Source organism: Chitinophaga sp. OAE865 (assembly GCF_040546735.1).
Lineage (GTDB): Bacteria > Bacteroidota > Bacteroidia > Chitinophagales > Chitinophagaceae > Chitinophaga > Chitinophaga polysaccharea_A.
In genome coordinates this window covers 3717060-3730254 of the sequence record NZ_JBEPOF010000001.1, presented here as the reverse complement: position 1 = coordinate 3730254, position 13195 = coordinate 3717060, and the positions used below count along the sequence as shown (strand labels likewise).

The following is a 13195-nucleotide window of genomic DNA, read 5'->3' as shown; positions in this document are numbered from 1 at the left end:
GACAAAACAGCAAATGAACTTCCAGGAAAATGAAAAATTATTCTCCAGCAAACTATTCCTGTATCTTTCAAGGATACTGATACTGTATACTTTCAGTGTGATCTTCAAATCCTTTGATCATACGTTCACCACCGGATTGCAGATCATGGACCTCAGGAGCCAGATGTTCAGCCTGCTCTATGTACTGTTTGGCCTGGCTGCCTGGGAAGGCGCTGCCTGGCTGGCCCGTACCGTGGAAAGGAGAACCATGAACAAACATACCTCCCGCAAACTGGTATTCCTCTGCGCCTCTCTCCTGGTGTATGGTATGCTGGTGGCTTATCTTTTTGGCCTCTTCTATTCGGCAACGGATATCCTGCTGTTTAAACGCTACGAAGCATGGGAAAGTTTCAGGCATTTCAGCTACGATCTGAACTTCGGTACATTTATGTTTTACCTGCTCATCCTGACCTTCAACGGCATCATCTTTTATTATTCCGGCTGGAAAGAATACCAGCTGCAAACAGAACGGCTGATGCGGGAAAATATCCAGGCCAGGTATGATGCGCTGCGCAACCAGATAGATCCGCATTTCTTCTTTAACTCTCTCAGCGTGCTTACTAACCTGGTATATAAAAGTCCGGATCTTTCCGCCGATTATATCACCCAGCTGGCAAAAACATACCGCTATATTCTTGATAAGAAGTTTGAAAACCTGGTATCCGTACAAACAGAACTGGACTTCCTGGACGCCTACCTGTTCCTCATTCATATCCGCCACCAGCAAAGTATACAGTTCAGCGCCGACATACCGGAAAAGATCAGGACCAAAGGCATGATACCACCGGTAACATTGCAAATGCTGATAGAAAACGCGATCAAGCATAACCGCTTTTCCTTACAGGAGCCGTTACTGATCACCATTAAAGCCGACGATCATTTCCTGGTGGTATCCAACCACAGAAAACCTAAAGTTCACCCGGAAATATCATCGGGTATTGGACTGGAAAATATTCAGAAAAGATATGCGCTGATCAGCAACAGTAACATAGAGATCAGCGAAACAGAAAATATGTTTATTGTAAAATTACCCATTATCAGCGCCGCATGAGAATAGTTATTTTTGAAGATGAAATGCATAATGCCGAACGGCTGATCCAGTTACTGCAAAAATATGATGCAGGTATACAGGTGGTAGCTGTGATAGCTTCGGTAGCAGAAGGGATCCGCTGGCTGGAGCAGCAGCAACCGGTAGATCTCATGCTGATGGACATACAATTGTCTGACGGCAACTGCTTTGAAATATTCAGCAAAACAAAAGTGCGCACGCCCATCATCTTTACTACCGCATACGACGGCTTTGCCTTACAGGCATTCAAGGTGAACAGTATCGATTACCTGTTGAAGCCCATCGACCCCGATGATCTGAAGAATGCACTGAAAAAGTATGAACAGTTCAGGCCAGCCAATAACTATACGGTAGACATCGGCCGCATTGCAGAAGAGTTCCTTCGCCGCGACAGCGCCCGTTTTATTGGCAGGATCAACAACCAGCTGATATACGTAAAAGCCAAAGACATTGCCTGGCTGCAATTTGCAAGAGGCACTACCTGGGCTACTACCATTGCTAACCAGCGCGTACCGCTGGACTATTCACTGGACCAGATAGAACAGCTGCTGGATAAACACCAGTTCTTCCGTATTAACCGGCAGTTCATTATCCAGATAGATGCCATTAAAAAGATCACCACTTACTACAATAGCAGATTAATTCTTCAATTAGCACCCGATGTTGATACTGATGTTATTATTAGCCGTGAAAGGGTTACTGAATTCAAAAACTGGCTCGAAGGGAAAAACGCGGATTTTGTCTGACCCAGGATTAAACTGATTACGCTGATTACACTGATTGGATTTTATAAACTGATTCTAAAAGATTTGGGGAGATATAAGCGAGTATCCTCTTATATCTCCCCAAATCATTTTAAATCCAAAGTAATCAAATCAGCGTAATCAGCGTAATCAGTTTAATCCTGAGTCAGACAAAATCCGCGCACTACATTCGCAGGTGGCCGTTGATCAGTGCGCCTAATTTCTCATACCCTGTTTCGTTGGGATGCAGCCCGTCGGTGAAGAGCTGCTCATTAATTTTGGCGTCGGGTTGCAGGAACAGTTTGCCGGCATCCACGAATTGGATGTTCTTGCCGGATGCCTGCTTTGCGATCAGTTTGTTAATGGCTACCACCCTGCTTTCCATGTTGCGGCGTGGCAAAATACCCATCAGGATGATCCTGGCGGAGGCTTGCCGGGCCTGGATCTGTTGCAGCAGGTATTTAATGCCCGAGGCAATTTCCTCATCGGTATTAGCCTGGAGATTATTGGTGCCTATCATTAACACAATGTACCGGGGCGTGATACCATCCAGTTCACCGTGTTGTACGCGCCATAATACATTTTCTACCCTATCCCATCCAAAGCCCATATTAATGGCCTCTTTAGGCTCAAAGTATTTATCCCATGAGCTGGTGCCCCTGCGTACTTTGGCCACCGGGTTGCCGCCCCAGAAATGCGTAATGGAGTTGCCCATGAACACCACTTTGGGTGAGTGTGTTTTGTTCCATGCCAGCACCTCTTCATGCCGGGTTTCCCAGTCGTAGGTAGCGGCATCGCGGCGTTGGGTAATGGGCGTGGTAGTAACGGTATTACCCCCTTCCGCGTGAAAAATGCTGCGGATCTTTTTCGCATAGGCGTTGGCGTAGTGCATCATGCCGATATCGTTGGGATGCGTGCCATCCACCATGCTTTCTATGTCCTGCCCTATTTCATCTTTTGTTAACAGGCTGATATTTTTTACGCCTGCTTTCAGCAGGGAGTCCATTACTTCCCGCAGGGTAGCGTTTACATTTGTGTAGGAGGCTTTGCGGCTGGAGTCCATTTCACCGTCTGTATAGCCGTCGTGCTCCGTCAGCAAAATAGGGATGCCCGGTTTTTGCTTTTGCAGGAATGTAACGGCATTGGTTATACGTTTTTTCAGTTCTGCACCGGCATATTCTGCGCGGGTGAGGTTAGGCAGGCAATCCAGTACAAACAGCCGGGCGTCCAGTTCTGCCACCCTGTCCAGCACTTCCTGTTCCAGGCGGCCGTTGCCAGAGAAGGCCAGGTTAATGACCGGTGTTTCCAGCTGCCTGGAAAGAATGTTTGTCCATGCCATTCCCGGGCGCGATGCGCAAGCGCCCTGTGCAATGGAGGTGCCGTATACTACTATAGGCGCCACCTTACGTACGGGCAACGGTTTCAGCATACTTTCCTCCGGCACCGATATGGAGAGCCACTTAACGCTGTTATACAATGGCAGGTAAAGCGTATAGTCTATATTTTTCACATGCTGATCATACTTTTTCAAACGGGAGAACCGGTATTCTATAGTATCATGGAAATTATATTTCCCGTTGCACCACATCCACTGGCCGTCGATGCTTTTGGCGTACAGATCTACCCCGCTCACGCCGGTGGCAGCCATATGAGGCATGGCTACGGGGCCGGTCACGGTGTACTTCACTACTATTTCATCGGCGTCTGTTCTGAAGCGCAGACTAAGTCCCGCACTGTTATTAGACAGGTTCCATACAGGCGGCCGTACTTCCTTCTCCGATCTTGCCGGCAGGCGGTCGTAATAATTCTTTATTCCTGTTTTCCACCCCTGTCCTTCCAGTGCATATACGCTGTCGATAGCCGCCGGCGTCCATGTTTTAAAAGCACGGGGTGTTTGTGCAAAGCCATTGCTTACGGATAACAGTAACGCCACCATAACGGGCATCATTTTCATCTTCATAATATTATCGTTGTGCTGTAAAATTTAGTATCCCCACTTCTTCATCACGGCCAGGTCGTCGCGCACAGCATCCAGTGGCGCCTGTCCCTGGTACGACTCCTGTTCAATAATAAAGTGTTTGGTGCCCCCGGATTTTTTGCCGAGATCAATCACTTCCTTCACCGGTATAATGCCTTTACCTAACACGGTGCTTTCATACTTACCCCCCATTTCACCTTTGTCTGTTTTAATTTCGTCTTTCACATGCATCAGCTCAAAACGGCCAGGATATTGCTTGATGATGTCCAGCGCAATACCGCCAGCATGATACATATTGCCTATATCCAGCTGTTGCGCTACCAGGGAAGGATCCGTATTCTGTAAAATGAGATCGAAGATCTTTTTGCCATTCAACTGCTGGCTGAACTCAAAATCATGGTTATGATAACCAAACTTCATCCCTGATCTTTTACATAGTGCGCCGCTTTTATTGAATACATCCATGTAGGCTTTGAAGTCGTCGTAGTTTTTACGCAGACTTTCATCCAGCCAGGGGCTGATCACATAGTGCTGTCCTACAATAGCGGCATCTTCCACGGTATATTTCCATTCATCGGTAAAATCGTTCTTTGCCGCATCCCAGTGTTGTTTGCCCATTACGGTATGACCGCTTGGCATCAGCAGCCCAAGACCGTCGAGGAGTTTTTTGAACTCTTTGGCAGAATATCCATAGAATTTCCGTTGGCTGTACCCGGCGTGCTCCACATTTTTATAACCCATTGCCGCCAGCTGTTTCAGGGTTCCGGATGGATCCTTTTTCATGTCGTCACGAATAGAATACAGTTGTATGCCCAGCACCGGTTTGCGTGCGGCGGCTGCCAGCAACTGGTCAGGCAATAATGCAGCGCCGGCAATAGCGAGGCTGCCTTTCAGCAGGAAATTTCTTCTTGAAATACTCATAGCAAAGCGATTTTAAACGTTGAATAAATACTATTAAAGTGAAAATGCGAGATAGGCATCTCCCGGTTTCTTTCCCAGTTTACCACCGCCGCAGGCAATCACTACAAACTGTTTTCCATCCACTTCATATACCGCTGGTGTGGCAAAACCACAGGCTGGCAAATCAGTTTCCCATAGCAGCTTCCCTGTTCTTTTGTTAAACGCCCTGAATTTGCTGTCGGCCGTTGCGGCTATGAACAGCAGGCCGCCGGCGGTAACTACCGGCCCTCCGTAATTTTCCGTACCGCTGTGAATGCCTTTTGCTTTCAGTTCGGGATAATCGCCCAACGTATCTTTCCAAAGCAGATTTCCCGTGTTGAGGTCAATGGCGCTCAGTGTGCCCCAGGGCGGCATTACAGCCGGGTATCCTTCTTTCGTTAAAAATTTATTATAGCCGGTAGTATGATAAGGTAAGTTCGTATATGCATCTACGTTCCTGTGTGGCGCAATAAACGGTTCCTGTTGTTTTGCTTTCAGGTCCAGTACAAAAACGGCCAGCGCTTTTTGCTCGCTGCTGTCCAGTTGCCTGAAAGCCGGCATCATCCTTCTGCCGGTGTTTACCAGCTGTGTGAAAGTGGTAGCGGTGTATTTGGTATGGATATTTAAGAGAGATGGGAAATTACCGCCCCCTTTGCGCTCCGGGCCATGGCACGACATACAATTGGCGGCATACAACCGTTTCCCTGCCTGGAGCTGTGTTTCCGTGGCCGGGGGCTGCTGGTTCTTTGTATCCACCATGGTGAGCACCCAGGGCATTTCGCTGGCGTTTACATAGAGGATGCCCGTTTCCGGGTCGGCAGCAGGGCCTCCCCATTCTGCGCCGCCATCGAAGCCGGGAAAGATCACCGTACCTTGTTTGGAAGGCAGCAGGAACAGGCGGCCGGTTTTATAAGAGGCCAGCCGCGCGCGGATATCCGCATAGGAGGAATCCGGTACCAGTGTGTTCAGGTCTTTCTCCAGCAGTGATTGCCGCACAAAAGGTTGAAAGAAAGTGGGCACGGGCTGTGTGGGCGATACCCATTCGCCGGGCAGCGCGGAATCTGCCTGCACCGGTGTTTCCGTTACGGGGTACAGGGGTTGGCCTGTTTTCCGGTCAAGCAGGAAAATAAATCCTGTTTTGGTCACCTGCACCAGGGCTTCCGTTTTGCGGCCATCTTTCTTTACAGTTACCAGCATCGGGGCTGTTGGCAGGTCCCTGTCCCACAGGTCGTGATGCACCGTTTGAAAGTGCCAGATCCTTTTACCGGTGGCCGCATCCAGTGCCAGCACACAATTGGCGAAAAGATTATTGCCGGGGCGTTTGCCTCCGTAAAAATCATCTGTGGCAGATCCTACCGGGGCGTAAAGGATACCTTTTTCTTCATCCAGGCTGAATCCTGCCCAGGAGTTGGCGCCGCCGGTATGTTGCCAGGCATCTTTATCATTCCAGGAATCATAGCCATCTTCCCCGGGTTGAGGAATGGTATGAAAGATCCATTTCAGCCGGCCGTTATGTACATCATAAGCCCGGATATAGCCCGGAGCGGCGCCTGCTGCCTCTCCCACGCGGGTGCCGATGATGAGCAGGTTTTTATAGATAATGCCCGGCGTGGTGGAAGTGATGTCAAGCTGGTCCATGTTGCGGCCCATATCCCGGTGAAGATCCACGTGACCACTATCGCCAAAGGCTTTAACCGGCTGGCCGTTTTGGGCATCAATACAATACAGCCGGCCGCCGGCGGTATAGAAAATATATTGTTCCTTATTATCTCCTTCATACCAGGTAACGCCCCTGCAGGGGTTGAGCTGGAAAGTGTTCTTATTGCTGTCCTTTACGGGGTCAAACACCCAATAGGGCTTACCGGTAGCTGCATGCAAGGCAAATAGTTTCAGCTGTGGTGAAACGCCGTAAAGCCGCTCCCCCACTATGATGGGGTTTACCTGGATCTGTGTACGGTCGGCCGAATCACGCGTATGGTACTCCCAGGCTATTTTCAGCTGTGCAACATTACCGGTGTCCAGCTGTGTTAAGGCGCTGTAGTGGATATTTTCCTTACTGCCGCCATACACCTGCCAGCTGCGGTGGGCAGTGTTCTTTGCGGTACAGGATAGTAATAACGTGGAAACTATCAACCCGTAGCTGTATTTCGAAAACATCGGAAAGGAACTGGTTTTCTGTTCCTTTAAAAATATACTTTTTAAAATTCTTTTTTAAGAAAACTACGGTAACGGTAAAAATAACAGAGAGAAGGCGGGATGCCTTCTCTCTGCAAATAATATAAGGTTGATGTTACCCTTTCATTTTCACCACCAGCAAGCCATCCGGCACATCTCCGGGGCGCAGGGATGAGAGGTCCACCAGGCAGTCTTTCCCCTTCTGCTGCCATTTAATGGCTTTACTGGTGCCCAGTACGGTGGCTACTGTACCCTTTGCCGGTGCATAGTCGCGGATCAATACCTGCTGCCTGTACTCTGGTACAAAGCAATACAATGCGCCCGGTTTCCGGGTAAAGAATAACTCCACGTTGGCATGCTGGTCTGATTTCTTTACGAGGTTGGCAATGTTATAGCCGGACATAAAGCTGGCTTCCTTTGCTTCCGGGCGCTTGCCTGCGCTCCACTGCTGGCTTACTTTCCAGGGCTTTGAGTCGTAAATGGCTTCACCGTTTACTTCCAGCCATTTGCCGATATCCAGCAGTTTCTGCTGCATGATCACGGGAATGCGACCATCCGCAGTGGGGCCAATATCCAGCAGGAGGTTGCCACCCCTGGACACAATGTCTACCAGCATCAGTACCAGGTCGCTGCTCTTTTTATAGTCGTCTGCAGTTTCCATACGGTTATAGCCGTACGATTGCCCTATACCCTGGCTTTCTTCCCAGATCACCCCGGGCTGCATACCGCTGCCGTATTCAGAAGTAAGATAGGTAGCGCCGTTGTTTTTGCCGCGGGTATTGCTGCCCCAGCGGTCGTCTACCACTACTTCGTTCTTTACCGGCGATTCGTTGAACAGCCAGGCCAGTAAGGAAGGGCTTTGCCAGGCGGTATCGCTCATCTCCCATTCCCCGTCTGAAAATATAACGGAAGGTTTGTATCGGGTTACCAGGTCTTTGAACTGCGGCGTCATCACTTCTTTTACATAACGTTGCCTGTCTTTAAGCCAAAGCGGGTTAAACCATTCATACAGGGAATAGTAATATCCCATTTTTAAACCTTCTTTACGCACTGCTTCTGTAAGGTCGCCCAGCAGATCGCGTTTAGGCGTTCCCGTAACAGCGTTCCAGGAGTGGCCCCAGGACTCGTTGGCCTGCTTGTTATCCCACAGGCAGTAGCCTTCATGGTGCTTGGAAGTAAGTACTACGTATTTAGCGCCCGAGCGGCGGAACACCTGCGCCCACTGCTGCGGATCATACAATGAAGCGGTGAACTGGCTTTCGAAATTCTCGTACGGTGTGCCTTTTCCATAATTCTTATCATGAAAGGCCTGCACTTTATCATGGGAACCTTCTTTGGTGCCACGCAGGTTATACCAGTACCATTCTGAATAGCCACCGGGCCCTACCACGGCATAGGAAGGTACTGCATACACGCCCCAGTGAATAAAGATGCCGAACTTGGCGTTGCTGAACCACGAGGGGATGCCCCGCTTGTTAAGCGAGTTCCAGTTGGCTTCATACTGCTGGGCAAAAACCAGGGTGGTGCTCAGTAAGAATAAGAGCATCCCGATACTGCGTTTAATCATAACAGGAAATTTAGATCGTAATGATCCCTCAAAATTAATCATTGTGCCCGCCTATAGTAATGGTATTTTCTCTGAATATAATAAATACTTCCCTGTCGTAACATATGCAGATGTTGCCGGCACATTTACCGGTGATGTCTATTCTTGCACCCGGGAGCCGTTAATGCGGGTAGCTTTATAAAAATCAGTAGCTTTATCCATACAGCTGATGGAAAAAAATATCACCGTAAAAAAAATCACGATCGCGCTGCATATACTTATATGGGGTATGGTCCTGCTGTTGCCCTACATAGTGTCCAACGCATCCAGCGGGTACCGCTTAGGCAACCTGCCCGGCCTGTTCTTTACTATTTCCGGCGTCATCCATATGGCCATCTTTTATATCCATGCTTTTGTATTATATCCGCGGTTATGGAACAGGCGTTACTGGTGGCTTTATTTTCCGGCTGTAGTTGTACTGATAGGATGTTCATTCCCATTAAAGTACACCATTATGGCGCACTGGTTCCCTGGTATAGTGCACGATGTAGCGGTGTATAAATTTGTATTCGGGCCGTCGGTGGGTATTTACTTTATCAGCCTTATATACTGTCGCGTGGCGGATATGCTGCGTGCGGAGCGCCGGCAGAAAGAACAACAGGCGGAGCAGCTTAGTTCTGAGCTGAAGTTCCTGCGCTCACAGGTAAGCCCTCATTTCCTGTTTAACGTGCTTACCAATCTTGTATCCCTTGCCAGGAAAAAATCCGACCAGCTGGAACCCGCGCTCATCCGGCTTTCCGACCTGATGCGTTATATGCTGTACGATACAGGGAAGAAGGTATTGCTATCGCAGGAGATCCTTTATCTCAACAGCTATATTGCTTTGCAACAGCTGCGCTTTGGCAGCGAGGTGGCGGTTACAGTGCAAATGGCCGGCAGTGAAGCGGCAGGAAATTATACAATAGAGCCTATGCTGCTGATCCCTTTTGTAGAAAACGCATTTAAGCACGGTACCGGCTATACGCCACATCCTGCTATTGATATACGGCTGGCTATAAAAGATGATGTGCTTATCTTTGAAGTAACGAATGAATACGACAATAATCCAAACGCCAGCAAGGACGGCAACTCAGGCATTGGTTTAACGAATGTAAAAACAAGGCTGCAGCTGCTTTACCCGCACAGGCACCAATTGCAGATCAGGGATGAGCCGCCATTGTTTCATATTGCTTTAACACTAACACTCACATGATACGCTGTATTGCCATTGATGATGAACAACTGGTAAGAGAACTGCTGGAAGATAATATCCGGCAGGTACCTTTCCTGCAACTGGTAAAAACCTGCCGTAATGCCATGGAAGCCCTGGAAGTATTGCAGCAGGAACAAATTGACCTCATTTTCCTGGATATACAAATGCCCCGGCTGAACGGCCTGCAGCTGCTGCAATCACTGCAGCAACCGCCCATGGTGATCCTTGTTACTGCCTATGAAGAATATGCGCTCCAGGGATTCAACCTCCAGGTGGTGGATTACCTGCTCAAGCCCTTTTCCTTTGAGCGTTTCCTGAAAGCGTGTAACCGTGCCAGTGAGTTGTTCCGCCTGAGGAAACCGGTAGCGGCGGAAGACCATTCCTTTTTTGTGCATGTGGAATACACCCAGGTAAAGATCCATACCGCGGATATTAATTATATAGAAGGATTAAAAGACTATATCAAAATACATTTGTCGGGCAATGCCAGGCCTGTGCTTACCCGTATGACCATGAAAGCCATGGAAGAGAAACTGCCTGCCGGCGCTTTTATCCGTACCCATAAATCCTATCTCGTGGCAGTAAAGAAGATCACTGCCGTAAAACGCGACCTGGTATGCATAGGCAGCATTGAAATACCTGTAAGCGAATTTTATAAAGAGAATGTAAACAGGATGCTGCAATCATAAAGAGTACCTGTTTTGTCGCCACACTTTCCCATCCCGTCTACTTTCCAAAATTACAGTAGCACATCCCGGTAGCTTTGCGGTTATAATACTAACCGTCATGAAAACAGGGCTCATTTTTATTATACTGCTTCCTTTTGCTGTGCATGCGCAAAGCAAACAGGATACTGCCGCAAAAAGCAAACAGGACACTACTATAAAAAGTAAACGCCCCTTGCAGGAGGTAGTGGTAAGCGCCGGCAGCTTTGAAGCCAGCGACCGCGCCAAAGGAGCTTCGCTAACGCCTATTGATGCGGTAACTGTGGCAGGCAGTAATGCAGATATTTCCCAGGCACTGCGTTCCCTGCCGGGAGCGCAGCAGATAGGAGAACAATCAGGGCTTTTTGTACGGGGTGGTACCGGGGATGAAACCCGCCAGTTCATTGACGGCACTTTGCTGAAAACGCCCAACTATCCCGCCGTGCCCGGCGTGCCGCAATATGCGCGGATCAATCCCTTCCTGTTCAAAGGTATCCTCTTCAGTTCAGGCGGCTACTCCGCGTTATATGGCTCCGCCATGAGCAGTGCACTCATCATGGAAAGCACAGACCTTCCGGAAAAAACATCCGCCAGCTTCAGCGTATTTCCCTCCAACCTGGGCGCAGGTTTCCAACACCTGGCAAAGGATAACAAAAGCAGCTATGGAGTGAACCTGAATTACAGCAACCAGTCGGTGTACAACGGCATAGTAAAACAGGTACCTGATTATTTTGCAGGCCCTTCCTATTCCGATGGCAACTTCAATTTCAGGATCCGCACCGGTAAAACAGGTATGCTCAAACTGTACAGCAACTGGAGCTACAGCCATGTAGGTATGCGCAAGCCGGATATCGACAGCCCTGCGCTTTATGCAGGTTATGATGTACGTGGCTGGAACAGTTATAATAACCTTAGCTTCAGGAGCTACCTGGACGATAACTGGAAAATGGAACTGGGCGCCGTGTACAGTTATAACAGGGAAGCTACGGCCAACAGCCTCACAGATGCCAAAGGCAACAACGCCTTTTCATCTCTCCCCTATAAAACAGCCAGCAGGGATATTCATACCAACTTTGCACAGGCAAGGGTAGTATTCACGCGCTTTTTCTCCAAAGGACAGGCATTGCGTTTTGGCGGGGAGCATTTCTATACGGGCGACAAAGGCCGGTCGAACGACAGCGTCCTTGCCTTAACAGACCACCTCTCCGCCGTCTTTGCGGAAGGTGATATTTACCTGGCGCCTGATCTTGCCGCCAAAGCCGGCATACGGGCAGAGTATTCATCCGTGCTGCGCAAACTGGTGGCAGCGCCCAGGATAAGCCTTGCCTACCGCCTGCCGGACGCCAGCCAGTTCAACCTGGCCTATGGTATCTTTTACCAGGAACCGGCCAATGATTTTTTATACCGGCAACGAAACCTTGACTTCTCCAGCGCTACCCACTATGTACTGAACTACACCAAAAAGGCGAACAACCGTTTCTTCCGGGCGGAGCTGTACTATAAAAAATACAGGAACCTGGTAAAAACGGCGCCTTCACTAAGTAATAACGGGAACGGCTATGCGCAGGGACTGGAGCTTTTCTGGCGGGATAAAAAAAGTATCAGGGACCTTGACTATTGGGTAACATATACCTACCTGGACACCAAACGTGATTTTCTTGATTATCCCTACGCGCTCCGGCCTTCGTTTACCGCGCCTCACACCACCACGGTGGCTGTCAAAAAGTTTTTCCGTGATATCAGCACCAGCGTAAATGTTTCCTGGGCGCTGGCAGCAGGGCGCCCCTACTACAATATCCATGCAGGCAGCATTAGTGATCACGGCACCACAAAAGCCTACAACATCGCCAACCTGCATATAGCTTACCTCTGCTCTTTTTTCAAAAACCGCAAGTGGAAAGATTTCTCGGGGTTTGCCATGGGAGTTAACAATCTCTTTGGCACCAAACAGGTGTTCGGCTATCAATACAGCGCAAACGGGCAGTTCAGGGAACCTATAACGCTGCCGGCTACACGCGGTTATTTCATTGGGGTATTTATGAGTTTCGGTATAGATCGTACCGATGATTTTCTTAATAATAATTTATAAAACACTAAACACACATTAACATGAAAAAGCTGTTTATCTGCGTATTACTGGTGATATCAGGTTACTATGGCGCTATGGCGCAATCCGATGCCCTGCAGCAAGCCGTTAACAAACTGGACCAGGCACAAACGCTAAAGGATTACACCGCCCTGGAAAGAACATTCTCCGGTATTACCGCCCAGCCGGCATGGCTGCCGCCTTATTATGCGTCTTTATGCAATGCAAAGACCGGCTTCCTGTTGCAGGATGACGGCGACAAAATAGAAGCATTTGCCAACCGCGGTGAGGAACAGGCACAGAAAGCATTATCGCTGCTGGATAGTACCACGCAGAAAAAGGAAATGGCAGAAGTATACACGGTACTGAGTATGATATACCGTACTAAGGTATTCATCAACCCTATGACATACGGCCGTAAATATGGCGTACTATCCGGACAGATGCTGCAAAAGGCGCAAACACTGGAGCCAGGTAACCCCAGGGCATTGTACGTAGCCGCATGGGTAAAATATTATACGCCTAAAATGTGGGGCGGTGATAAGGAACTGGCAAAGAAGCTGGCTACGGAAAGCCTGCAAAAGCTGACCAATCCCGGAACAGGTGTATATCCACACTGGGGCCGGACAGATGATCAGCTGCTACTGAGTAAGATTAAATAACC

Annotated in this window: 10 protein-coding genes; 6 read left to right on the top strand and 4 right to left on the bottom strand. The window is 48.9% G+C overall.

The window, feature by feature from the left end; all coding sequences use genetic code 11:
* Positions 1-13: 13 nt before the first annotated feature.
* Positions 14-1090, top strand: a complete 1077-nt coding sequence (locus tag ABIE50_RS15190; protein ID WP_209860153.1) for a sensor histidine kinase — start codon at positions 14-16, stop codon at positions 1088-1090.
* Entirely contained in the window at positions 1087-1854 is a 768-nt protein-coding gene (locus ABIE50_RS15185; RefSeq protein ID WP_209860155.1) for a LytR/AlgR family response regulator transcription factor, read from the top strand. The genes ABIE50_RS15190 and ABIE50_RS15185 overlap by 4 nt, the downstream gene beginning before the upstream one ends.
* Positions 1855-2035: 181 nt before the next feature.
* Here the strand turns inward: ABIE50_RS15185 and ABIE50_RS15180 are convergent, their stop codons facing one another.
* The 4 genes from ABIE50_RS15180 to ABIE50_RS15165 form a co-directional block, all read right to left on the bottom strand.
* Complete coding sequence (locus ABIE50_RS15180) at positions 2036-3811, bottom strand: SGNH/GDSL hydrolase family protein (RefSeq protein ID WP_209860157.1); 1776 nt, start codon at positions 3809-3811, stop codon at positions 2036-2038.
* 24 nt (positions 3812-3835) lie between these two features.
* Positions 3836-4750, bottom strand: a complete 915-nt coding sequence (locus ABIE50_RS15175) for a TIM barrel protein (RefSeq protein WP_209860159.1) — start codon at positions 4748-4750, stop codon at positions 3836-3838.
* 33 nt (positions 4751-4783) lie between these two features.
* On the bottom strand, positions 4784-6925 hold the full coding sequence (locus ABIE50_RS15170; protein ID WP_209860161.1) for an outer membrane protein assembly factor BamB family protein: 2142 nt from the start codon (positions 6923-6925) through the stop codon (positions 4784-4786).
* A 133-nt stretch (positions 6926-7058) separates the two neighbouring features.
* Positions 7059-8510, bottom strand: a complete 1452-nt coding sequence (locus tag ABIE50_RS15165) for an alpha-L-fucosidase (RefSeq protein ID WP_209860163.1) — start codon at positions 8508-8510, stop codon at positions 7059-7061.
* A 208-nt stretch (positions 8511-8718) separates the two neighbouring features.
* On the opposite strand from ABIE50_RS15165, the gene ABIE50_RS15160 reads away from it, so the two are divergent.
* The 4 genes from ABIE50_RS15160 to ABIE50_RS15145 all read left to right on the top strand — a co-directional run bounded on the left by ABIE50_RS15160 (position 8719) and on the right by ABIE50_RS15145 (position 13193).
* Positions 8719-9741: a sensor histidine kinase gene (locus tag ABIE50_RS15160; protein ID WP_209860165.1), complete on the top strand. Its 1023-nt coding sequence runs from the start codon at positions 8719-8721 to the stop codon at positions 9739-9741.
* Positions 9738-10430 carry a LytR/AlgR family response regulator transcription factor gene (locus tag ABIE50_RS15155; RefSeq protein WP_209860168.1) on the top strand — a complete coding sequence of 231 codons (693 nt, stop codon included), beginning with the start codon at positions 9738-9740 and terminating at the stop codon, positions 10428-10430. Before ABIE50_RS15160 ends, ABIE50_RS15155 begins: the two co-directional genes overlap by 4 nt.
* A 97-nt stretch (positions 10431-10527) precedes the next feature.
* Positions 10528-12534 carry a TonB-dependent receptor plug domain-containing protein gene (locus ABIE50_RS15150; RefSeq protein WP_209860170.1) on the top strand — a complete coding sequence of 669 codons (2007 nt, stop codon included), beginning with the start codon at positions 10528-10530 and terminating at the stop codon, positions 12532-12534.
* A gap of 20 nt (positions 12535-12554) precedes the next feature.
* Positions 12555-13193: a hypothetical protein gene (locus ABIE50_RS15145; RefSeq protein WP_209860173.1), complete on the top strand. Its 639-nt coding sequence runs from the start codon at positions 12555-12557 to the stop codon at positions 13191-13193.
* The last annotated feature ends 2 nt before the right edge of the window (positions 13194-13195 follow it).